Source organism: Phytomonospora endophytica (genome assembly GCF_014202425.1).
In the GTDB taxonomy this organism is placed as follows: domain Bacteria; phylum Actinomycetota; class Actinomycetes; order Mycobacteriales; family Micromonosporaceae; genus Phytomonospora; species Phytomonospora endophytica.
Genome location: NZ_JACHGT010000014.1, coordinates 1 through 21,516, shown reverse-complemented (window position 1 = coordinate 21,516; position 21,516 = coordinate 1). Strand labels below are relative to the sequence as shown.

The window sequence follows — 21,516 nt, the reverse complement described above, 5'->3', positions numbered from 1 at the left end:
GCTCCGTTTCTCCATGGCCGTCAGCACGCCCGGACCGGGGCTGCGGCGATCTGCCCGAAGATGTGGTCGGGGACGACGCCCTGCCAGACGAGGACGTCGTCGATCGCGCCGTCGAGGCGGTTGGTTCGTCCGCCGCCGATGGTGGCGGTGGCGCCGAGGACGAGCGGTCCTTCGGCGCGCCAGGGGCTGGCCGGGCCGTCGGTGCTGGCCGCTTTGTCCCCGCTGACGTAGAGGTGCATCTTCCCTGCGTGCAGGTCGAACACGCCCGCGAGGTGGTACCAGTAGCCGACTTGGGGTTGCGCGGTCCCGCGCGCGATCGACCAGGTGAACCCGGTCGCGGAGCTGGGCGCGTCGGCGCTGGTCATGACGAACTGGAAGCGCTTGTTGACCGCGTCGTACTGGAGGCGGAAGCCGGTGTTGTGGTGCCCGGCCGCCGACACGTACGTCGCGGAGGTGTCCAATGTGTCCAGACGTACCCAGGCGGTGACCGTGAAGGACTCGTCGGTGGCGATCACGGGGCCGCTCGTGGCCGCGCTGCCCGTACCGAACATCTCCATGGCGCTGTCGGAGTCGGCGCAGTTGTAGCCGTCGGTGAAGGAGGTGGTGCCTTCCCGGAGAAAGTGGTGGTCCTTGCCGGAGTTGTCGTTGCCGATGGAGGCGTCCTTGCCCTCCAGCCGCCAGCGGCCCTCCAGTTCGGCGGGCTGGTCGGCGAACATCTCGGCGACGTCGGACAAGTCCTTCAGCCCACGCCAGACGCGCACATCGTGGACCAGGCCGGTGAACCGGTTGCGGGCACCGGACCCGAAGTCGGCGCAGCCGATCGTCAGCCCGCCGCCGACGACGCCGGGCACGCCGGTCAGCTCGCCGCCGCTGTGTCCTTTCGGGTCGTAGAACCGGCCGTCGATGTGGAGCGTCCAGTTGCCGCTTCCGTAGTACTGGAGGGCGACGTTCTGCCAGCCACCGTCCGGCGGGATGTAGTCGCCGCTGGACATCGGCGCGATCACCGGTTCGTCGCGGTCGGCCGTGACACCGGTCAGCAGGCCCCGGGCGGAACCGAAGAACCATTCACCGTCCGGGTTGAGGCCGACGACGAAGCCGTCACCGGCGGCGTCGGCCTGCCCGAGGAAGACCCGCGTGCCGCCTTCCAGAACGGTCGGCCTGACCCAGGCGCTGATGCCGAAGGTGTCGTCACCGGGGACGAACGCCGGGCCGGTCGCACACGACTGACCGTCGAGCACGAGCGCTCCATGTGGGCGCCCGAAGGGGTCGAAGGCCGTCAGCGAACTCGCCGGAAGCGTCAGCCCGCGGCCGAACCGCGTCGCGTCGGCGCCGTTTCCCCGCATCTCCCAGCGACCGACCTCACCCGACGGCATGGCCTTCATGGCTTTGATGTCCGCGGCCGACAGCAGGCCGGCGTGGACGGAGACGTCGTCGAGCGCACCGGTCAGGAAGTGCCCCGTGCTGCCGCCCGCACCGCGCAGGCAGCCGACACCGAAGGTGCTCCGGCCGTTCCACGGGACGAAGTCGACGGTCCGCTCGGCGGCCAGGAGGCCGTTGAAGTACATGCGGGTGATCCCGGCGTCGGGATCGTAGGTTCCGATGATGTGCAGCCATGTGCCGAGCGCCGCGGGGTTGGCAGCGGTGACGCTGTACCACTCGTAGGATTCCGACAGCATCGAGAACGACCAGGTGTTCGTCGCCGTGGCGTACTGGACCTGGTAGGCGGAGTGGTCCGGGCCGCCCTGAGTGAGCACCTTCGCGTGCTCGGCGGGTTTGGCGTCCATCCGCACGCGCAGGGACACCGTCAGCGCGCCGTCGGTGTCCACCGGGGCGGGCCCGGTCAGACAGGTCTTGCCGTCGAGCTTGAGCGCCCGGTTTCCCGAACCGGCCGGGTACTCGGCGAACACCGGCCCGCTGCCCGTCGCCGGCACGAGGTCGTTCTTGTGCGGGGTGTCGTCGGCGGTGTCACCGCCCAGGCGCCACGCGCCCATCGGCACCGGACTGATGACACTGCCCGCGAAGAACGTGTACTGCCTGGTGTCGGACGGGTTCCCGGCACGGTCGAAAAAGCGGACGTTGACGACACTGCGACCGGCGGGGACGTTCGGGATCGCGATCGACGAGGAGCCATCGGAGTAGTCTCCCTTGTCGAACTCGCCGGTCCCGAGGTCGTATTGGTAGCTCCGGATTCCCGAACTCACCCCGTTGACGACCGGGTCGGTGGAGGTGATGGCGAGTTTGACCGTCTGCCCGGCGGTGATGGATCCGGTGGGGCTGGTGACGGTGATGCCCGGCAGCGTCGGCTTCGTCCCGTCGACCTTGAAGTAGCAGGGGGCGGTGTAGTCGGAGTTCACCGCGTCGGTGTGCCGTGAGTCGGCGCGGGCCTGCCAGTAGTAGGAGCCGTCGGTCAACCCGGGTGTGATCATGCGTGGAACCGGGCTGTTGGTGCCGACCGCGCCGGGTGTGCGGTAGTACCAGAGGTTGGAGGATGCGCCGTTCTTGCGGACACGCAGGCGCACGTACACCGACTCCGACTCATAGGTGCGTGCCCGCACCTGAAGGGTTGGTGTGGCCGACGGGATCCACGGTGCCCGTTCGGCGAGAGGCTGGCATGTCGTGCCGTCGATGGTGAGCTGGTCGGGCTTGGGCGGGTAGATGTAGTAGACGACCTCCAGGCGCACCGAGTCGGTGCTCAGGCGTCGCCACTGGTAGGGGTCGCTCTCGGAGGATGAACGGAATCCGAAGGAGACGGTGTCGTAGTCCTGGTCGGCGGCTGACTGGACGCGCCGTTTCACTTCGGCGCCGTCGTAGGCGACCCACTCGTGGGAGTTTCCCGAACCGCAGGAACCGGTGGTGTTCGACGACGGTGGTGACTGGGTCTCCAGTTGCTTGCCGTAGAGCCACTTCACGCCGTTCCAGGAGACGCCGTTGCCGGTTTTCTCGGTGCGCCAGAGCTCAAGGCCGTAGGCGCCGCAGCCGGCGGTGTGGGTCTGCAGGACCTTCACGGCGGCCGAGGCGACGTACTTGCCGCTGAGCTTGCCGACGTTGAGGGTGATGACCGAGCGCCACAGTCCGCAGCCGTCACCGCAGTCCCACCATGTGTTGTTGCCGACGCGCATGCCGCCGGCGCGAGGCCAGCTGGAGTCGCCCGTCCAGCCCTCGCCTGAGCGGCCTTGGTAGACGTTGGCCCAGGACTTGCGGGATGACGTGAACGGCGGGTCGATGTACACGGGGTAGACGGCCGTCTCGTCGGCGAGCATCGCCGGGTCGGGGATGAGGTCGATGCCCGAGGCGGTCAGTTCGACCTCGACGTCGGCGATCTTTCCGGGATCGGTCGCGGGGGCCTCGACGGCGTCGGTCGCCGCGGCCGGGGCGGTGCCTCCTCCGGCGATCGAGGAGTCCCACATGATCGCCTGCCCGGCCTCGAAGACGAGGTTTCCGGTGGCGTCGGCGACTTCGATGTGACCGGTGGCGGGGTTCTCGGTGACGGTGAGGCCGGTGGCCGCGATGTCCACGGCCACGGTGGCCAGCGCGGGGTCTGCCGCGGCCTCGGGTGTTTTGACGACGAGCACCCAGGAGAACCCGACGGGCTCGGCCTGGACGGCGAGGTCCACGCCCGGGAAGACCTCGGGGTAGGTGGCGAGTGATCCGGCGACGACCGGTGCGGGGAGCGCGCCGCCGGGCCAGCTCAGGGAGAGCGCGCCGCCGCCGGGATCGGTGGCGGTGAGGAAGGGGGCGTCGCCGCCGGCGCCGACGGTGATGTCGACGACCGTCGCCGCCGAGGTGTAGGAGCCGCTGCCGGTGGGTACGAGGCTCGCGTCGATCGGGATCCAGCCGCCGTCGCTGTCTTTGACCTGGTAGGGCGCTACGGCGATGTGGGATTCCAAGGTCTTGTCCGGGGTCGCGAAGACCTCGCGGTCGATGTCGCGCAGGGTGGTGACCTCGACGTCGACGTTGCAGGCCAGGGCGTATCGGTAGGCGGTGAGTTCGTCGTCGGCGTGCGGTGGTCCGTCGAACTGCGGGCACTCGACGGCCGGCAGGTCCGGATCGGGGGGCTCGACCTCTTGGGCCGTGGCTGGCATCGCCCATGCGACGGGGAGCAGTAAGGCCGCCGTCACGGGGAGGACGGCGACACGGGCGAGAGACAGTGGGCTTTTCACGTGGCGCCTCACAGGTGCTCTATGCGGTTGTGCGAGGAAGGGCTTCCTCGGGGGCGCGTCTGAGGCTAGGACTCATGAGCACCGCGAACCTTGAGCCTTCCTTGAGCCGACCGAACTTCCCCGGTGCAGGTGCAGGTGCAGGTGACGGGAGCCGACAGCCGCCGCATTGGCCGGCCATCGACCGTCTCCGCTCGAAGCATGCCCTCGACTCGGCCTAAACCGGGAGATACCGGTCTGAATTTGGCTACGATGCTCCCGGTGGACGCACCGCCGCTCCGGACCGAGGCGCCGGACCGAGGCGCCGGACCGTCCCGGCGACCTGAGGGAGATGGAATGGCCGAACAGCCGAACATTCTGATCATCTGGGGCGATGACATCGGCGTCAGCAACCTCAGTTGCTACAGCGATGGCCTGATGGGTTACCGCACGGAGAACATCGACCGGATCGCCGACGAGGGCGTGCGTTTCACCGACTACTACGGTGAGCAGAGCTGCACGGCCGGCCGGGCGGCGTTCATCACGGGCCAGAATCCCTATCGAACGGGTCTCACCAAGGTCGGCTTCCCCGGCGCCAAGATCGGGTTGGCGGCGGAGGATCCGACGATCGCGACCGCGCTCAAGGAGCAGGGTTACGCCACCGGCCAGTTCGGGAAGAACCACTTCGGTGACCGTGACGAGTACCTGCCGACGATGCACGGCTTCGACGAGTTCTTCGGCAATCTCTACCACCTCAACGCCGAGGAGGAGCCCGAGGACCCCGACTACCCGACGCCGGAGGAGTTCCCGAACTTCAAGGAGCGTTTCGGTCCGCGCGGGGTCGTCAAGGCCTGGGCCAACGGCGACGGCACCCAGCGCATCGAGGACACCGGCCCGCTGACGAAGAAGCGGATGGAGACCTGCGACGAGGAGTTCCGCGACGCCACCATCGACTTCATGCGCCGCCAGCAGGAGGCCGACAAGCCCTTCTTCGTGTGGTTCAACACCACCCACATGCACTTCCGCACCCACACCAGGGAGCAGGATCTCGGCCGGGCCGGGCGCTGGCAGTCGCCGTACCACGACACGATGCTCTACCACGACGAGATCGTCGGGCAGGTGCTCGACGAGCTCGACCGGCTCGGCATCGCCGACAACACCATCGTCATGTACTCCACCGACAACGGCCCGCACATGAACTCCTGGCCCGACGCCGGCATGACCCCCTTCCGCAACGAGAAGGACTCCAACTGGGAGGGCGCCTACCGCGTTCCGTGCCTGGTCCGCTGGCCGGGGAAGATCCCCGCCGGGACGGTGCTCAACGACATCGTCAGCCACAACGACTGGTTCGTCACGCTGCTGGCCGCGGCCGGCAATCCCAACGTCGCCGAACAGCTCAAAGAGGGCACCGATCTGGCCGGGACGTCCTACCGGGTGCATCTCGACGGCCATGACCAGCTGGCGTACATCACCGGCCAGAGCGACAAGAGCGCCCGGCGGCACTTCTTCTACGTCTCCGACGACGGCGACCTGACCGCCATGCGCTTCGACAACTGGAAGATCGTCTTCCTGGAGCAGCGCGCCGCCGGAACTCTGCAGGTCTGGGTCGAGCCCTACACCGAACTGCGGGTCCCGAAGATCTTCAACCTGCGCACCGACCCGTACGAACGGGCCGACATCACCTCCAACACCTACTTCGACTGGCTCATCAGCCACGCCTACCTGCTGATCCCGGCGCAGATGTACGTCGCCGAACTCCTGCAGACCTTGCAGACCTTCCCGCCGCGGCAGGAACCGGCGTCGTTCAACATCGAGCAGGTCGTGGCGAAACTGAAGGCCGGTATCCAGAGCGGATGACCAGCGATCCCGGCATGGCGACCTTGAACGCGTACGGCGGTGACGTGATCGAGCGGTTCTACGACCGCCACCCGTACCCGCCACCGCCCAGGGATCTCGACGCCGTGGCGGCCGGCGACGGCGGCCGGTTCGGGCAGCGGGTGGCTCACCACCTCGTCTGGCCGGGCCGGCCCCACACCGGGGCCGGCCGTGTCCTGATCGCCGGGTGCGGCACCACGCAGGCGGCCCGGCACGCGCTACAGCGCCCCGGCGACGAGGTCGTCGGCGTCGACGTCAGCTCCAGCGGCGTCGAGCACACCCGCCGCCTCGCCGACCGGTACGCGCTGGGAAACCTGGCCGTCCACCGGCTCGCCATCGAAGACGTCGCCGAGCTCGGGCAGACCTTCGACCATGTCGTGTGCACCGGGGTGCTGCACCACCTGGCCGACCCGCTCGCCGGGCTGCGCGCGCTTCGGGGCGTGCTGGCGCCCGGGGGTGCGGTCACGCTCATGGTCTACGCGCCCTACGGTCGCGCCGGGGTCTACCTGATGCAGGACTACTGCCGGCGCCTCGGCGTCACCACCGGCGGTGACGATCTCGCCGACCTGGTGGCGACCCTGCGCGAGCTCCCCACCGCCCACCCGCTGGGCCGTCTGCTGCGCCAGTCGCGCGACTTCGGCGACGACGACTCTCTGGCCGACGCCCTGCTCAACCCCCGCGACCGGGCCTACACCGTCCCCGAACTGCTCGCACTGCTCACCGCCGCAGGACTCAGGTTCGGCCGCTGGGCCCGCCAGGCGCCCTACCTCCCCGACTGCGGGTCGATCAGCGAGACACCACACGCCGCACGCATCGCCGCCCTGCCCGGCGCCGAGCAGTACGCCGCGCTGGAGTTGTTCCGCGGCACACTCCTGCGCCACACCGTCATCGCCTTCGACCACGCCGACGAGACCTCCGGCCGCGTCGACTTCACCGACCCCGAAGCCGACGGCTGGCGGCCGATCCGGGTACCGACCGCGATCGCCGTCGAAGACCGGCTCCCGCCCGGCGCGGCGGCGGCGCTGCTGAATCGCGCCCACAGCGAAACCGACCTCGTCACCTTCGTCACCGCCGCCGAACTGGCGACCTTCCGCCGCATCGACGGCACCCGCACCATCGGCGAGCTCGGATCGGGGGCGCGGTCGTTCGTTGAGCGCCTGTACCGGGGCGACCTGGTGGTCCTCGACGCTTCAGGAGCGACCTCATGAGCCAGGAAGTCCTCATCGGACACGACGTCGTCGGGCTTCCCGGCGGCGAGTTCACGATGGGTTCGAACGAGCACTATCCGGAGGAGGCGCCGGCCCATCGTGTGCGGGTGAGCGCGTTCGGGATCGACCGGGATCCGGTGACCAACCGGCGGTTCGCGCTGTTCGTCGCGGCCACGGGGTATCGCACGGTGGCCGAGCGGCCGCTCGATCCGGCCGACTTTCCGGGCGCGCCCGCGGAGAATCTCGTGGCGGGGTCGATGGTGTTCACGCCGACGGCCGGTCCGGTGGATCTGCGCCACCTGAGTCGGTGGTGGACCTGGCGGCCGGGGGCGTGCTGGTCGCGGCCGGAGGGGTCCGGCAGTTCGATCGACGGCCGTGGCGAGCATCCGGTCGTGCAGGTCGCGTATGAGGACGCGGTCGCCTACGCGGCCTGGGCCGGTGCGCGGCTGCCGACGGAGGCCGAGTGGGAGCTGGCCGCCCGTGGGGGTCTCGACGGTGCCGCGTTCACCTGGGGGGAGCGGGCGCGGCCTGAGGGCCGGGTCATGGCCAATACCTGGGACGGCCCGGACTTCCCGTGGCGTTCGACGGGTGAGTCCGGGTGGGACCGGACATCGCCGGTGGGGTCGTTTCCCGCCAACGGTTTCGGTTTGCACGACATGGCCGGCAACGTCTGGGAGTGGACCGGCGACTGGTGGTCGGCGCGGCACTCCGACGACGCGGTCAAGCCCTGCTGCGTCCCGGGTGATCCGCGCGGTGGGGAGGTCGCGGGCAGTTTCGATGCCGCCCAGCCCCAGTTCCGCGTCCCCCGCAAGGTGATCAAGGGCGGGTCGCATCTGTGCGCCGACACCTATTGCCTGCGGTATCGCCCGGCGGCGCGGCGGCCGCAGCCGGTCGACACCGGCATGAGCCATGTCGGGTTTCGCTGCGCGTGGGACCCGGCCGTTGAGGAGGGCGCATGAGCACCGAACGACTTCCGTCCTGGCGCCCGGGCGCGGCCAGGGACGCGATCCTGGGCCATCTCGACGGGATCGGCGAGGTGCCCGTCGATGAGCGGGTCGCCTACCTCGACAACGACGGCACCATGTGGTGTGAGCGGCCCGGTTACGTCCAGTACGACTTCTTCGTCGACGTGCTGCGCCGGCGGGCCGCCGAGGATCCGTCGCTGGCGCGTCGTCCCGAGCTGGCCGCCGTGCTCGACGACGACGCGGCCAGGATCGGTGAGCTGGGGCTGGCGAAGATCGCCGGGGCGCTCGCCGCGTTGTGCGACGGGCTGACGCCGGCGGAGTTCGCGTCGATGGTCGACGACTTCGTCGAGCGTTACCGGCATCCGGTGTTCGGTGTGGGGCTCGCGTCGCTGGTGTATCGGCCGATGCTGGAACTGATCGAGGAGCTGCGCGCGCATGACTTCACCGTGGGGATCGTGACCGGTGGTGGTACGGAGTTCGTGCGGCGGATCAGCTCGCGGCTTTACGGGGTTGCGCCTGAGCTGGTCGTCGGGACGATGATCGGTTACGAGTTCGGGCGTGACGATCGCGATCGGCCGGTGCTGCGCCGGACGGTGTCGTCGATGGGGGCGGCCAACGAGGGGCCGGCGAAGATCTCCCATATCCAGTCCCAGACCGGGCGTGCGCCGATCGTCGCGGCGGGCAATTCCGGTGGTGACCGGGAGATGCTGGAGTGGGCGCGGTCGTCGGCGCACGGCGGTCTGGCCATCCTCATCGATCATGACGACGCCGAGCGTGAGTTCGCCTACCGGAGCATGGCCGCGACCTTCGAGGAGGCCGAGCCGATCACGGCGGTCGCCGAGCGGCTGGGGTGGACCACGGTGAGCATGGCCGATGACTGGGATCAGGTGTTCCCGTCGCGTTCGTGAGCGCCGGTGGCTATTTCATATCCACCTGCGACTGTCTATAAGGTACATACGGGTCTACTCTTGCTAATCTGGGCGAATGCGGACTCGTGCTCGTGTGTCGATCGTGGCGGTCGCCGCGGCCGCGACCGTCCTCACCGGACTGTTGCTGGCCATGCCCGGCGTCGCCGATCCGCTTCCCGGGGGGCTCGGTCCATGCGTGCCGGGCGACTGTCCCGACGAGTACCCGTATCCGCCGCACAACGGTGACTTCGCCGGGCGCGACGATGCGGTCAACATCTTCGTGGGCGGCGACTACCGCGTGCGTGAGTCGGCCGCCGAGGCCGAGGGGCGCATCGTCGTCGGCGGTGACTTCGACCAGGACCGTGCGTCGGGCGGGCGGTACAACATCGGCGTGGTCGGTGTCGGGTCGCGGGTACCGCCGTCCTCGGGCGCCGACTGGCTGGTGACCGGCGGGAACATCACCGTCGACGCCGGAGAGATCCTCGACGCCGTCGGCGCCGACCCCGGCGGGGGCGGTGTCGTGCGGCACGCGGGCACGGCGACCGGGACCATCGAGGCCGCCGACAACGTCACCGACGCCGACGCCTTCGCGCCCTACGCCGACCTGGCCGGGCAGCTGGAAGAGGCCTCGGACTGCTACGCCGACACATCCGAGGTGCCCGCGACCGGGACGGTGACCTATCCGAGCAGTCAGGCGGGTCCCGTGGCGACGTTCACGGGCAACGGCACGTCTGCCCGTCAGGTGTTCTACGTCGACCAGGATCTCGTGACGGCCTCCGGCGGTGCCGTCGACCTGCAGTTCACCGGTATCCCGGCGGGCGCGACGGTCCTGGTCAACGTGACCACACCGGACTGGACGGCCAAGGTCACCGGCAGCGCCCCCGACACGTGGACACCACTGCGGGACAACATGCTCTGGAACATCCCCGACGCCACCGATGTCGAGATCGGCGGAACCGCGCAGTGGCAGGGCAGTTTCCTCATCGGCGAGCCGGGCGGCACGACGACGGTGACCGCGCCGGGCATCAACGGCCGATTCTTCACCGTCGGCGACCTCGTCCACGGCGGCAGCGGTGGGGGTACCGGCAACGAGTTCCACGCCTACCCGTTCGACGGTGACCTCCCCGCATGCGAGGTGACGCCGTCGCCGAGCGACTCGACGGCGAGCCCGACGGAAAGTCCTTCGGAGAGCCCGTCGGCGAGTGAGAGCCCGTCGCCGAGCGACAGTCCTTCCCCCAGCGAGAGTCCTTCGGACAGTCCGTCGCCGAGCGAGAGCCCGTCGAGCAGCGGCCCCAGCGCGTCACCGTCCACGTCATCACCCGGCCCCACGTCGCCGGACACGCCGACCACGACCGGGCCGGACAGGCCCGGCGGGCTCCCCATCACCGGTGGGCGCTTCCTGACGATGGTCGGCATCGGTGTGCTGCTGTTCGCGGCGGGAGCCGCGGTCTTGATGATGCTGCAACGGCGACGCCAGGAGTGACTCCGCCCGTTCGTCCCCCGGAAAGGTGAGACCTTCCAGATGACCATGTCCATCGCACGCGCGGGCGGGCACGCCCTGGTCTGCGTCGCGCTCGTGGCGTCCTTCGCCGCCGCACCGGATGCGGCGGCGGAGCCGGCGAGCGCCGACGTCGCCGTCGAGCTGACGACCGAACCGTTCGGGGCCGGTCTGGGAGAGCCCGTGGAACACCGGATCGCGATCCGCAACCGCGGCCCGGCCACGGCCACGGACGTCGCGGTCTCCTTCACCACGAGCCTCCCGGTCGTCACCGCGGACCTCAAAGACGGCGGGCACTGCACACTCACCGACGGGACCGCGCTGTCCTGCCACTGGTCGAAACTGCGGCCGACGGGCGAGGCCGCCCCACTGACGGTGGTACTGCGGGGAAGGCTCGCTGCCACTCCCCCACTCGGCGGGCTGGTCCGCAACACCGCCGCGGTCGGCACGGCCGCACCCGGCCCGCGGACCGCCGACGACACCTCCGCCAACGCCTATCTCCTCGACCCGGTGCCCGTCGAGGAGGCCGCGCCCGTCGCGTCGGCACCGGCGGCGGTCGCCGCCGCGGCGCCGAAACCGTCGCGGACACCCCTGTACACGATCTTCACACTGCTCCTGGCGGTGGCGGTGGCCGCGATGGCGGCCGGTTTCCTCGCCCGGCGCCGGGATCCCTTCGCCGCGCTGCGGCAACCCGCGGGGAGCCTGGCCGGGCGCGTACGGGCCCGCTTCGCGCGCCGCGCCGCGGCCACCGAGCAGGTGAGCCGATGACCCGCCGGCACCGGCCGATCCTCGCCGCGGCTCTCGCCGTGGCTCTGCTGGCGCCGCCCGGCACCGCCTCGGCCGACCCGCGCGCCGAGCCGTCGGCCTCCGAGCGGCGCGACGAACCCTCGGCGAGCCCGAGCCTGGACGAACCCTCGCCGTCGGAGCCCGAGACACCGTCCCCATCGGACAGCGGCTCGCCGTCACCGTCGGCGACACCGTCGGCGACACCGTCGAAGGACTCACCGTCGCCCACACCGTCGCGACGGTCCAAGACCCCGAAGCCGAGCTCCTCGCCCGAGCCGTCGGCCGCGCCCGCCGAACCCTTGCCGTGGCTGCGCCTGCCGAAGGGCACCAACGACGACACCGCGCGGCTGAAACGGATCCGCGAGCGGATCGTTTACCTGCACGAGACCATCGACCGCTCCGGCCACGACGCCGATGAGGTGATCGCCGATCTCGTCGGGCTCGCCGACACTCTCGGGACCGCCCTGAGTGACGCCGACGCGCGCTGGGGTCTTCCGGCCACGGGTACCGACCCCGCCGTGCTGTTGCAAGGGGTCGCGGCACGAGGCGACCTGTCCGACGGCGAGCGCCGGGAGGCGGCCGATCTGGCCGTCCTGATCGGGCGGCTCGCCGCCGACATGCACCTCCGGCAGACCACCGCCGAGGCGATCACCGAGGCGGTCAGCGGAGCCGATGAGGAGATCGAGCGTCTTGAGGACGAGGCCTCGGTGCTGCGTGGGGAGGTCGAGCGTCCGCGCCGGGGCAGCCTTCAGCCGCCCCTGGCCGGTCCGGTCGTGAGTGGACACGGGCCGCGATACGACCCGTACTACCACCGCTGGCAGGTCCATGAGGGCATCGACATCGCCGCGCCCTCGGGGCAGCCGGTGCACGCCGCCGCGGCGGGCACCGTCGTCTACGCCGCCGAGAACGGCGGGTACGGGCTCCTGACGTGTATCGACCACGGCAGCCTCGACGCGCAGAGCCTGTGGACCTGTTATGCCCACCAGTCGCGCATCGAGGTCGACAAGGGGCAGCGGGTCGCCGTCGGTGAGGAGATCGGCCGGGTCGGCAGCACCGGGGCCTCCACCGGCCCGCATCTCCACTTCGAGGTCCGCGTCGATGGCGACTCCGTCGACCCGCTGCCCTGGCTCGCCACGGGCGTGCGCCCTTAGGCGGGTGAACCCGGTTGCACGTCGGCGGGCTGGACGACGCCCTCGTCGAGGGCGACGACCTCGGTGCGGGCCTTGCCCGTGCCGCCGAGTTCGTCGGTGACCTCGTGGAGCAGGACATAGGGTCCGGCGACGACGCGGCGCACCCGGTGGTGGAATCCGCCCCGTTCACCGCCGAGGAAGCTGACGTACTCGATGGTGTCGCGGCCCAGGAGCTTGCCGCGGGCACCGGCGGTGATGCCGGCGAGGTCTGCGGTGAAGAGGCGCTCGGCGGCGGGGAGCAGCGTCTTGGTCTCGACCTCGTACTTGTCCGATCCGGGCGTTTCCACGATCAGGCCGTACTCGGTGGAGCGTGCGCCGAAGATGTCGACAGCGCCGTCGGGTTCGGCGTAGGTGTCCATGAACTCCTCTTTCGTGCGCGGCTGGCGCCCCATTCCTTCGGGGGCGGCGGCGTCGCCGAGCACCTGGCTCGCCGATCGGCCGGAGGTGTCGCGGACGTGGAAGCGGTCACCGAGCCACCAGATGGTCACCTCGCACTTCAGTGGAAAGGTGCCCGGGAGGCTGCGGGTGTGGCTGAGTCGGGCGCGGACGTTTCGTTCGGTGGCCATCACGTGGCCCCTTCCTGGTGTGGTGGTCAGCGATGGCTGAGGATCCGCGTGTTCCGGACTGTCACGGCGAACCGGAGATAGGACAGGTCGTAGGCGTGGGTGTTGGGTGGGATGAGGTTCTTCTTGAGCAGCCAGCGGCGGTGGTAGTCGCCCATTCCGGCGTAGCGGACGCCGTTGCCGGCAGCTTGGGCGACGACGACGGCGAAGTGGTAGTTGCGCCAGCGGGCGAACAGTCTCTTCTGCTCCCACCACTCGTCCTGTGGGAGAGCGGCCAGGTCGGCCTTCTCGTTGTTGCCGAGGGCGGGGTCGTTGACGGCCCGGTCGAGCATGACGTCGACGTAGGCGCGGGCGAGGGCCAGGAGCGGCGCGTACTTGTCGGCGTGCGCGGCCTGGACGAGGGTGTCGCCGAGGTAGCCGTCGACGGGCAGGCCGGCGATGTAGGGATCCAGCAGCGCCGTGGTCTGGTTGACCACGAGGGCGAGTGCCTGTTCCTTGGCCGTGACCGGGGCGGCGGCGATGTCCCTGGCGTGCGCCCAGCCGATCTTGAGGTAGCGCTGGTCGGGCTGGCCGAGGTAGCGGCCGCCGCCTGAGCACATGTTGAGCATCGGGAAGTCGGCGTCGTGGTCGAAGTAGGGGTCGAGCTCGGCCATCGTGTCGGCGATCTTGGGGTAGAGCGACTCCCCGCCGACCGTCTGCAGGTTCCCGGCCAGGTTGACACCCATCCTGGTGAGGATGGCGTTGTTCTCGACCAGGTAGGCGGCGCGGAGGAACGACCCCGGTGCCAGAACGTCGGCGGAGAACTGTTCGTAGGTGAAGCTGGTGATGCCCAGCGCGGGTATCACCTGCTCCAGATCGACCTCGGTGTGGTCTTCACCGAGGATGTTGAGACCGTTCCGGCTGAAGCGGAGCCACACGCCCGGCCAGAAGGCGTGGGGGCCGAGGTTGCCGACGTGGTCGGTGTGGCCGTCGGCGTGGTCGAAGGCCTCCTGCCAGTCGAGGTAGTCGCGGACGACGGTGTCGTTGGGGTGGTTCGTCGTTAAAGGGTGGGTGTTGTTGGCGTTGCCGGGGAGGATCTTGACGTTGTTGACGAAGAGCATCAGGTCACCGCCGGCCGGAGTGTCGTGCGGACCGCGTGCGTCATCGAGGCCGCCTTTCCTTGGGAGAAGGCCACCGTAGGCGCGGGGTGTGTGGAGTGGCCCGGCCTTAAGGGAGACGGAGAGGACAGCGGTGGGTACCCGTTCAACCGCGGCGGGTGTGCCTGTCCGCGCGTCAGTGCGTTTCGGCGAGCAGGTGCACGATTCCGGCGGGATTCTTGATCCAGTGGGTGCGGGTTTCGGTGCTGTCGAAGGGTTCCACCTCGTCGCAGGGGTGGACGCCGATGTCGGCGAGTTGGCCGGTGGCGGCGTCGAGGTCATCGGTGTGGAGTTGCAGCCACAAGTCGGGGCTGGCGTAGTTGTCGACGCAGTCGAGCCAGAGGGTGTTGGGTCCGAAGCTCACGGCGTGGGTTCGGGAGACCGTCGGGGCGTAGGAGACGTCGTCTTCCTTGACGTCGAATCCGAGTGTGTCGCGGTAGAAGGCGACGGTGGCCTCGTAGTCGGCTTTGGGGATCTTCATGGCGATGTTGAGGCCGGCGGTGTAGGCGGGCTTGCTCATGGTGTGTCTCCTTCGTCGGTGTCGAGTGCGTGTTCGAGTGCGGTCAGGCGGTCGTCCCAGCGGTTGGCGAGTGTGGCCAGCCACGCCTGAGCGGCGCGGACGGCGGTCGGGTCGAGCCGGTAGGGGAGGCGGCGGCCGACGGTTTCGCCGGGGCGGATCAGGCCGGCGTCGGCGAGCTGGGCGAGGTGTTTGGCGATGGCCTGGCGGCTGATCGGCAGGCGGAGGGCGAGTTCGGTGACGGTCGCGGGTCCGGTGCGGGCGAGTTCGTCCAGCAACGTCCGCCGGGTCGGGTCGGTGAGGGCGGTGAACACCGCGACGGCCTGTTCGTCGGCGTCAGGCGGCATCGAGGTAGGTCTCCAGGTCGGCGAGTTCGGCGGTCCAGCCGTGGCTGTTGGCGTCGTGGGCGGGTCGGGCGATGTGGTCGGCGGCTTGGGTGAATCCGCTTTCGGTGAGGTGCAGGCGGGTGCCTTCGGGGACGGGTTCGAGCCGGAATTCGACGAGGGTGCGTGGGGAGGTCTTTTCGGGGAGTCCTTCGAGGCGCCATCGGAAGGAGAAGCGGTGTGGGGGGTCGACGGTCTCGATGGTGGCGACGGTCTCGTCGTCGAGGTCGTCCCAGCGGAAGAAGGCGCGTCCGCCGGGGCGCAGGTCGATGTCGGCGATCGAGCCGAACCAGCGTGAGAGTCCTTCGGCGGTGGTGAGGGCGGCCCATACCTTTTCGATGGGATGCCGGAGTACGAGTACGCGTTCGATGGTGTCGGCGACCATGTCCACTCCTTCTTCGCAACCTTGCGGTTGCCATCAATGGCAACGTACAGGTTGCGATAGAGATCGGCAAGGAGCACGGGCTAGGTCTGGTTTCACGCAATGTTTCGTCTACTTATTGCAGAACTTTGTCGCAGTCCCTACGCTGGTCGGGATGTGACCTCCGCACCTCACCCGTCCCTGAAGGGGAGTGCCGTCCATGACCATCTCTCGCAGAACCCTGCTGGCCGCGTCCGCCGCGGCGGCCTTATCCGGACTCCCGTCACCCGCGGCCGCCGCGAGCCCACCGGGCGACGTCGTCGGCAAGGTGACCGTCGGCTACCAGGGATGGTTCGCCGCCATCGGGGACGGTTCCCCCCTCAACGGCTGGTGGCACTGGAGCGGCAACTGGGGTCAGCCCCCGTCGTCGGGCAACAACGCGATCGTGTCCTGGCCGGACATGCGCGACTACACCCGCTCCTACCCCACCGCCTGGCCCAACCTCGGCAACGGCCAGCAGGCGCGACTGTTCTCCCAGCACGACGATCAGACGATCGACACGCACTTTCGCTGGATGCAGGACAACGGCTGCGACACCGCCGCGCTGCAGCGCTTCAACCCCACCGGCGGCGAAGGCCCGATCCGCGACGCGATCACCGTCAAGGTCCGCGCGGCCGCCGAGGCCCGGGGCCGCAAGTTCTACATCATGTACGACGTCACGAACTGGCTCGGCATGCAGTCGGAGATCAAGACCGACTGGCTCAACAAGATGTCGGCGTACACCTCCTCACCGGCCTACGCCCGCCAGAACGGCAAACCGGTCGTGTGCGTCTGGGGCTTCGGCTTCGCCGAACCGAGCCGCCCCTTCGCACCGGCGCCCTGCCTTGAGGTCATCAACTGGTTCAAGGCCCAGGGCTGCTACGTCATCGGCGGCGTGCCCACCTGGTGGCGGACGGGGATCAACGACTCACGGCCCGGCTTCTTCGGCGTGTACACCGCCTTCGACATGATCTCGCCGTGGATGGTCGGCCGCGCGTCCAATGTCGGCGAACTCGACTCGTACTACAACAACGTCAACCTCGGCGACCAGGCCGAATGCAACAACCGCGGCATCGACTACCAGCCCTGCGTCATGCCCGGAGACCTGTCCAACCACGCCCGCTCCCACGGCGACTTCTACTGGCGCCACTTCTACAACATGACCCGCCTTGGCGCACAAGGCGTCTACATCTCCATGTTCGATGAGTACAACGAGGGCAACCAGATCGCCAAGACCGCCGAGAACGCCTCCCAGATCCCGGCCGGCTCCAGCTTCGTCACCCTCGACGAGGACGGCACCGCCTGCTCAGCCGACTACTACCTGCGCATCACCAAAGACGCCGGGGCCATGTTCAAAGGCGCCGCACCCCTGACCGCCGTCCGGCCGACACCACCCATGACCGGCCAGCCGCCGGTGTCGGATCTGGCCCGCGGCAAGGCCGTCCAGGCCAGCAGCACCAACGGCGGCTACCCGGCCGCCGCCGCCGTCGACGGCAACCAGGGCACCTACTGGGAGAGCGTCAACGGCAGCTTCCCGCAGTGGCTACAGGTCGATCTCGGCGCCGCGGTCTCCGTCGGCCGGATCGTGCTGAAGCTCCCCGCGCATTGGGGGTCGCGCGTGCAGAACATCGCGGTATCGGGCAGCACCAACGGATCGGCCTTCACCCCGATCACCGGCGCGACCGGCCACACCTTCAACCCCGAGGTCACCATCACCTTCCCCGCCACGACGCAGCGCCACATCCGGCTGACGATCGCGTCGAACACGGGGTGGCCCGCCGGGCAGATCTCCGCCTTCGAGATCTACCGCTCCTAAAACCGATCCGGGCACATCTCACCTCGACGGCGGCCTTCGGCGAGGCCCGCCGTCGAGGTTCTCACGCAGGAAGCCCTCCAGCGTTTCGGCGAAGCCCGGCGCCGCCGGGACGAAATGCCCGGCACCGGCACACACACCGCGTTCACCGCCGAGGACGCCGGCGAGGGCGTCACAGATCCGCTCGTGCGCGACCGCGTGGTCGCCCGAGGCGACCAGCACGGGGATCCCGGCACCGGCGATCGCGTCGAGGTCCGGGCGAGCCTGACTGGGCAGGCGAGCGCCCTGCGCTCGCCGGACACCGGCGGCCACGCGTGCGGGGATCGGGCCGTCGCCGATGGGCGCGCCCGCGAGACGGAGGAACTCGCGCAGCTCGGAGGGGTCGGCGTCCATGCCGTGGGAGAGGACGGCGTCGCCGATGCGCTGGAGGTGGGCGACGTCGGGATCGTCGGCGGCGAGGTAGTTGAGCGGCGGCTCGATCAGGGTGAGCGAAGCGACGCCGCCCGGTGCGGCGGCCACCGCGATGAGCGTCCCGAGGACGCCGTAGGAATGGGCGACGACGTGCGGTCGCCCGGCGAGCAGTGGCGCGATGTCGCGGGCGTCGGTCTCGTAGTCCTGGCCGCCCGGCGGTGGAGGGCTCGGCGGGTAGCCGCGGCGGTGGACGGTCGCCAGAGTCCAGCGTTCGGCGAGCGGAGCGAGTCCGCGCCACGTCGTGCGCGGCCCGGCGCCGCCGTGGACGAGCAGGACCTGCGGACCGGAACCTTCGCGCAGTACGGCGATCTCACCCACCGCGCGAGCATAGCCACCAGCTCGCCGGAGGGCCCATGTCACGCCTCGGGGATCACCGCGACCCCCGCCAGGAACCGCTCCGCCGCACGCGGACTCCGCAACACGTGCAGTTCGGCATCGCCGGCGTGCGTCGCGATCGCGTCGAGGATCCCCGGTCGGCTCCGCCGACGCCACGACCACACCCAGACCCAGAAATCGGCCCGCTCCCACGAGCGCCGCAAAGCGCGCCAGGCACAACGCGGGAAGGAGTAGTCGAGCACCAAGACGGTGTCGGCCCGGCGAAGGCGAACCTCCAAAACGTCGTAGGGCCCGAGGTCCCCGTCCATGATCCACCGCTCGGCGGCGGCGAGCTCCGCCTGCACCTCGGCCCACCGCTCACGGGGTGTCGCCTCCAGGCCGGGTCCCCAGAAGTGCTCGTCGAGTTCGACGGCGGGAAGACCGCTGGCGGCGCCAAGGGCGGTGGCGAGAGTGGACTTCCCGGCACCGCCACGGCCGAGGATGATCACGCGTCGCATGGGGCCATGGTGGCAGAACGGGCCGCCCCACCGGTCCCTCCCCGGCCTCGTCGGTGTCTAACCCTTCATGAGCCTTCACAGTGGGGAAACAGTGCGCCCGCGACACGGCGCGAACCGGGAAAGCACGCCGAACAGCAACGATCTCAAGGCCCGAGCCGTCAGGCTTCGCGAGCTCCATCACGGCGGCATGCTCGTCCTGCCCAACGCCTGGGACGCCACCAGCGCGGCGGTCGTGGTGGAGGCGGGTTTCCCCGTCGTGGCCACCGCCAGCAACGCCATCGCGGCGATGCTGGGGTATCCCGACGGGGAGGGCGCGCCATGGCAGGAGATGTTCGCCGCCGCCGGGCGGGTCGCCCGCGCCGTCGATGTGCCGGTCACCGTCGACGCCGAAGGAGGCTACGGGCTGCGGGCCCGGGAGCTGGTCGATCGCCTCCTCGACATCGGTGCGGTCGGCTGCAACCTTGAAGACGGTGACCATCGGGCCGGGGGCCTGCTCGACGCCGGTGCTCACGCGCAGTGGCTGGCCGAGGTGCGGTCGGCCGCCGACGACGCCGGGGTCCCGATCGTGGTGAACGCGCGGGTCGACGTGTTCCTGCCGACGGCGGGGGTGCCGGATGAGGAGCGGGTCGCCGAGACGATCCGGCGTGGACGCCTGTACCGGGAGGCGGGCGCCGACTGCGTCTACCCCATCGGTGTCGGTGATCGCGGGGTCCTGGGCGAGCTCGTCGAGGGGCTGCCCGGTCCGGTGAACGGCAACAGCGGCGCGGACCTCGACCTCGCCACCTTGCGGAGCCTCGGGGTGGCCCGGGTGTCCTACGGACCGCGCTTCTATCACGCGGCGATGGCCGATCTGCGGGTCGCGGTCGGCGCGCTGCTCTCCGAGGACGCGGCCTGAGGACTTCTCGACCGAGAGCGGTTTCGGCACTGACGACGCCGGTCCATCACTCCCGGGAGTGGTGGACCGGCCCACCCCACGCTAATATTCCAACATGTCTTGGGATAAACAGGAGCTGGTTCCCCTCCGAGCACTGGCCAACCCCTTGCGCATCCGCATCGTGTCGCTGCTGACCGGCACCGCCATGTCGGCCACCGAGGTCGCCGACGAACTCGGCATCGCCCACGGCTCGGCCAGCTACCACCTCCGGCAACTGGCCGCAGCGGGCTTCCTTCGCCGCGCCGACCCCGACCCGGCCGCGCGCACCGGGCGCGGCCAGCCACCTCGCCGCTACACCTACGACCCGTCCAACGAGGAGCGCCTCGACCGCTCCGGCGGCGCCCCCGCCCTCGTCCACGAAGCCGTCGCGGCCGACCAGCGGCGCCGCCTTGCGGCCATGACCGCGCGGCGGATCACCGCCGACGCCGAGGTCTGGCTGCCGCGCGAGAGCTGGGAGCGAGCCGTCGCCCTCGTCGAGGAAGCCGTCCGGCTCGTCCACGACCGGGCCGGTGAACCGCACACCGACGACAGCGTGCGCGTGAGCATGACCGCCTCCCTGTTCGAACTCTCCTGACCCCCTTGGAGCCGACGATGATCCCCACCGACGACCTCACCGCCTACGCCGACCTCGTCCTGGAGGTCGGCGTTCCCGTCCGCACCGACGACCTCGTCGTCATCAACGCCGAGATCGAACACGCACCACTGGCCCGAGCGCTCGCCGAGGGCGCCTACGCGCGCGGCGTCCGCTACGTCGACATCTGGTACTTCGACGTCCACGCCAAACGCTCCCGGATCCGCCACGCCGACGCCGCCACCCTCCCGGAGGTGCCCTCCTGGCTGGACCACCGCAACCACGAGCTGGGCGAACGGCAGGGCGTGATCATCAACATCTGCGGCGACGCCGACCCCGACCTGCTGTCCGATGTGGACCCGGCGCGCGCCGGTCTCGACCGGATGCCCGGCCTGGCCTCGCGCTACCACCTGCAGACCAACGACCTGGTCTGCTGGACCTTCGTCGCCTACCCCGGTCCCGGCTGGGCCCGCGCGGTCTTCGGCGAGCCCGACACCGCCCGGTTGTGGGGCCACCTCAAGCACTTCCTGCGCCTCGACGAACCCGACCCGGTCCGCGCCTGGCGCACCCACCTCGCACGACTCGGCGACCGCGCCGCCGTGCTCAACGACCACGCCTTCGACGCCGTCCACTTCGAAGGCCCCGGCACCGACCTGACGATCGGGCTCATCCCGAGCGCGACGTGGGACGTCGTCGGCTTCCACGCCGCCGACGGACGCTTCTACGTGCCCTGCCTGCCATCCGAAGAGATCTTCACCGCGCCCGACCACCGTCGCGTCGACGGGACCGTGCGCTCCACCCGGCCGCTGGCGCTGGCCGGCAGCCTCGTCCGCGATCTGGAACTGACCTTCAGCGGCGGCCTGGTCACCGACGTGCGGGCCTCCTCGGGCGCCGACGTCGTACGCGGCCACCAGGCGAGCGACCTGGGCGCCGCCCGCCTCGGCGAGGTCGCGCTCGTCGACGGCACCTCACCGATCGGCCGCTCGGGCGAGACCTTCCTGGAGACACTGCTCGACGAGAACGCCACCTGCCACCTCGCCTGGGGCGCGGGACTCCCCCAGGCGATCTCCGGCGCCGACAAGATGACCCACGAGGAACGCGACGCCCTCGGCCTCAACGTCTCGAAGGTCCACACCGACTTCATGGTCGGCGGCCCCGACGTCACCGTCACCGGCGTCCACACCGACGGAAGCAGGCGAACGATCCTGGAGGCCGACGTGTGGCTGCTCGGGGACTAGTACTACAGCTGTGGTTTGTTATTTGTATACTGTGGACTGTGGTGGCGGTTGATCTCGATGCGTGGGTTGCGGGTTTAGACGGTTTGCTGGC

General features: G+C 69.9%; 19 protein-coding genes. 11 read left to right on the top strand and 8 right to left on the bottom strand.

The window, feature by feature from the left end; translation table 11 throughout:
• Positions 1-20: 20 nt before the first annotated feature.
• Complete coding sequence (locus HNR73_RS40935) at positions 21-4,160, bottom strand: LamG-like jellyroll fold domain-containing protein (protein WP_184790656.1); 4,140 nt, start codon at positions 4,158-4,160, stop codon at positions 21-23.
• A 333-nt stretch (positions 4,161-4,493) separates the two neighbouring features.
• Here HNR73_RS40935 and HNR73_RS28020 point away from each other — a divergent pair, with 333 nt between their 5' ends.
• From HNR73_RS28020 to HNR73_RS40190, 7 genes are all read left to right on the top strand, one after another.
• A complete protein-coding gene (locus HNR73_RS28020) occupies positions 4,494-5,993 on the top strand; it encodes an arylsulfatase (protein ID WP_184790655.1) in 1,500 nt (499 codons plus the stop codon).
• Entirely contained in the window at positions 5,990-7,219 is a 1,230-nt protein-coding gene (locus HNR73_RS28015; RefSeq protein ID WP_203686600.1) for a class I SAM-dependent methyltransferase, read from the top strand. Before HNR73_RS28020 ends, HNR73_RS28015 begins: the two co-directional genes overlap by 4 nt.
• Positions 7,216-8,178 (top strand): formylglycine-generating enzyme family protein, encoded by a 963-nt coding sequence (locus HNR73_RS28010; RefSeq protein WP_184790654.1) that lies wholly within the window; start codon positions 7,216-7,218, stop codon positions 8,176-8,178. The genes HNR73_RS28015 and HNR73_RS28010 overlap by 4 nt, the downstream gene beginning before the upstream one ends.
• Positions 8,175-9,092, top strand: coding sequence for an HAD family hydrolase (locus HNR73_RS28005; RefSeq protein WP_184790653.1), 918 nt, complete (start codon positions 8,175-8,177; stop codon positions 9,090-9,092). Before HNR73_RS28010 ends, HNR73_RS28005 begins: the two co-directional genes overlap by 4 nt.
• Positions 9,093-9,168: 76 nt before the next feature.
• Positions 9,169-10,575 carry a choice-of-anchor A family protein gene (locus HNR73_RS28000; RefSeq protein ID WP_184790652.1) on the top strand — a complete coding sequence of 469 codons (1,407 nt, stop codon included), beginning with the start codon at positions 9,169-9,171 and terminating at the stop codon, positions 10,573-10,575.
• A 39-nt stretch (positions 10,576-10,614) separates the two neighbouring features.
• On the top strand, positions 10,615-11,358 hold the full coding sequence (locus HNR73_RS27995; protein WP_184790651.1) for a DUF11 domain-containing protein: 744 nt from the start codon (positions 10,615-10,617) through the stop codon (positions 11,356-11,358).
• A complete protein-coding gene (locus HNR73_RS40190) occupies positions 11,355-12,527 on the top strand; it encodes a M23 family metallopeptidase (protein WP_239122244.1) in 1,173 nt (390 codons plus the stop codon). The genes HNR73_RS27995 and HNR73_RS40190 overlap by 4 nt, the downstream gene beginning before the upstream one ends.
• Here the strand turns inward: HNR73_RS40190 and HNR73_RS27985 are convergent.
• From HNR73_RS27985 to HNR73_RS27965, 5 genes are all read right to left on the bottom strand, one after another.
• Entirely contained in the window at positions 12,524-13,132 is a 609-nt protein-coding gene (locus HNR73_RS27985) for a hypothetical protein (protein WP_184790650.1), read from the bottom strand. The genes HNR73_RS40190 and HNR73_RS27985 overlap by 4 nt on opposite strands.
• Before the next feature lie 26 nt (positions 13,133-13,158).
• A complete protein-coding gene (locus tag HNR73_RS27980; protein ID WP_184790649.1) occupies positions 13,159-14,229 on the bottom strand; it encodes a hypothetical protein in 1,071 nt (356 codons plus the stop codon).
• 172 nt (positions 14,230-14,401) lie between these two features.
• Positions 14,402-14,785, bottom strand: a complete 384-nt coding sequence (locus tag HNR73_RS27975; RefSeq protein ID WP_184790648.1) for a VOC family protein — start codon at positions 14,783-14,785, stop codon at positions 14,402-14,404.
• Positions 14,782-15,129: an ArsR/SmtB family transcription factor gene (locus HNR73_RS27970; RefSeq protein WP_184790647.1), complete on the bottom strand. Its 348-nt coding sequence runs from the start codon at positions 15,127-15,129 to the stop codon at positions 14,782-14,784. Before HNR73_RS27970 ends, HNR73_RS27975 begins: the two co-directional genes overlap by 4 nt.
• On the bottom strand, positions 15,119-15,550 hold the full coding sequence (locus HNR73_RS27965) for an SRPBCC domain-containing protein (RefSeq protein ID WP_184790646.1): 432 nt from the start codon (positions 15,548-15,550) through the stop codon (positions 15,119-15,121). Before HNR73_RS27965 ends, HNR73_RS27970 begins: the two co-directional genes overlap by 11 nt.
• A gap of 196 nt (positions 15,551-15,746) precedes the next feature.
• On the opposite strand from HNR73_RS27965, the gene HNR73_RS27960 reads away from it, so the two are divergent.
• A complete protein-coding gene (locus HNR73_RS27960) occupies positions 15,747-17,381 on the top strand; it encodes a glycoside hydrolase family 99 protein (protein ID WP_184790645.1) in 1,635 nt (544 codons plus the stop codon).
• 18 nt (positions 17,382-17,399) lie between these two features.
• On the opposite strand, the gene HNR73_RS27955 is transcribed toward HNR73_RS27960, so the two are convergent.
• Both HNR73_RS27955 and HNR73_RS27950 read right to left on the bottom strand, forming a co-directional pair.
• Entirely contained in the window at positions 17,400-18,167 is a 768-nt protein-coding gene (locus HNR73_RS27955) for an alpha/beta fold hydrolase (protein ID WP_184790644.1), read from the bottom strand.
• A gap of 38 nt (positions 18,168-18,205) precedes the next feature.
• Entirely contained in the window at positions 18,206-18,682 is a 477-nt protein-coding gene (locus HNR73_RS27950; protein ID WP_184790643.1) for a P-loop NTPase family protein, read from the bottom strand.
• Positions 18,683-18,749: 67 nt separating this feature from the next.
• On the opposite strand from HNR73_RS27950, the gene HNR73_RS27945 reads away from it, so the two are divergent.
• The 3 genes from HNR73_RS27945 (at position 18,750) to HNR73_RS27935 (ending at position 21,425) form a co-directional block, all read left to right on the top strand.
• Positions 18,750-19,577, top strand: a complete 828-nt coding sequence (locus HNR73_RS27945; protein ID WP_184790642.1) for an isocitrate lyase/PEP mutase family protein — start codon at positions 18,750-18,752, stop codon at positions 19,575-19,577.
• Between the two features lie 94 nt (positions 19,578-19,671).
• On the top strand, positions 19,672-20,190 hold the full coding sequence (locus HNR73_RS27940) for a winged helix-turn-helix domain-containing protein (RefSeq protein ID WP_184790641.1): 519 nt from the start codon (positions 19,672-19,674) through the stop codon (positions 20,188-20,190).
• A 17-nt stretch (positions 20,191-20,207) separates the two neighbouring features.
• The gene (locus HNR73_RS27935) at positions 20,208-21,425 is read left to right on the top strand and encodes an aminopeptidase (RefSeq protein WP_184790640.1); all 1,218 of its coding nucleotides are present in this window, start codon (positions 20,208-20,210) and stop codon (positions 21,423-21,425) included.
• The last annotated feature ends 91 nt before the right edge of the window (positions 21,426-21,516 follow it).

Excerpts from the sequence above, each read along its gene's own strand:
- HNR73_RS40190 (WP_239122244.1), top strand. The coding sequence starts at position 11,355 with ATGACCCGCCGGCACCGGCCGATCCTCGCCGCGGCTCTCGCCGTGGCT.
- HNR73_RS27950 (WP_184790643.1), bottom strand. The coding sequence starts at position 18,682 with ATGCGACGCGTGATCATCCTCGGCCGTGGCGGTGCCGGGAAGTCCACT.
- HNR73_RS28005 (WP_184790653.1), top strand. The coding sequence starts at position 8,175 with ATGAGCACCGAACGACTTCCGTCCTGGCGCCCGGGCGCGGCCAGGGAC.
- HNR73_RS28010 (WP_184790654.1), top strand. The coding sequence starts at position 7,216 with ATGAGCCAGGAAGTCCTCATCGGACACGACGTCGTCGGGCTTCCCGGC.
- HNR73_RS28020 (WP_184790655.1), top strand. The coding sequence starts at position 4,494 with ATGGCCGAACAGCCGAACATTCTGATCATCTGGGGCGATGACATCGGC.
- HNR73_RS27975 (WP_184790648.1), bottom strand. The coding sequence starts at position 14,785 with ATGAGCAAGCCCGCCTACACCGCCGGCCTCAACATCGCCATGAAGATC.
- HNR73_RS27935 (WP_184790640.1), top strand. The coding sequence starts at position 20,208 with ATGATCCCCACCGACGACCTCACCGCCTACGCCGACCTCGTCCTGGAG.
- HNR73_RS27985 (WP_184790650.1), bottom strand. The coding sequence starts at position 13,132 with ATGGCCACCGAACGAAACGTCCGCGCCCGACTCAGCCACACCCGCAGC.
- HNR73_RS27940 (WP_184790641.1), top strand. The coding sequence starts at position 19,672 with ATGTCTTGGGATAAACAGGAGCTGGTTCCCCTCCGAGCACTGGCCAAC.
- HNR73_RS27965 (WP_184790646.1), bottom strand. The coding sequence starts at position 15,550 with ATGGTCGCCGACACCATCGAACGCGTACTCGTACTCCGGCATCCCATC.
- HNR73_RS28000 (WP_184790652.1), top strand. The coding sequence starts at position 9,169 with ATGCGGACTCGTGCTCGTGTGTCGATCGTGGCGGTCGCCGCGGCCGCG.
- HNR73_RS27960 (WP_184790645.1), top strand. The coding sequence starts at position 15,747 with ATGACCATCTCTCGCAGAACCCTGCTGGCCGCGTCCGCCGCGGCGGCC.
- HNR73_RS28015 (WP_203686600.1), top strand. The coding sequence starts at position 5,990 with ATGACCAGCGATCCCGGCATGGCGACCTTGAACGCGTACGGCGGTGAC.
- HNR73_RS27945 (WP_184790642.1), top strand. The coding sequence starts at position 18,750 with ATGAGCCTTCACAGTGGGGAAACAGTGCGCCCGCGACACGGCGCGAAC.
- HNR73_RS27980 (WP_184790649.1), bottom strand. The coding sequence starts at position 14,229 with ATGCTCTTCGTCAACAACGTCAAGATCCTCCCCGGCAACGCCAACAAC.
- HNR73_RS27995 (WP_184790651.1), top strand. The coding sequence starts at position 10,615 with ATGACCATGTCCATCGCACGCGCGGGCGGGCACGCCCTGGTCTGCGTC.
- HNR73_RS27970 (WP_184790647.1), bottom strand. The coding sequence starts at position 15,129 with ATGCCGCCTGACGCCGACGAACAGGCCGTCGCGGTGTTCACCGCCCTC.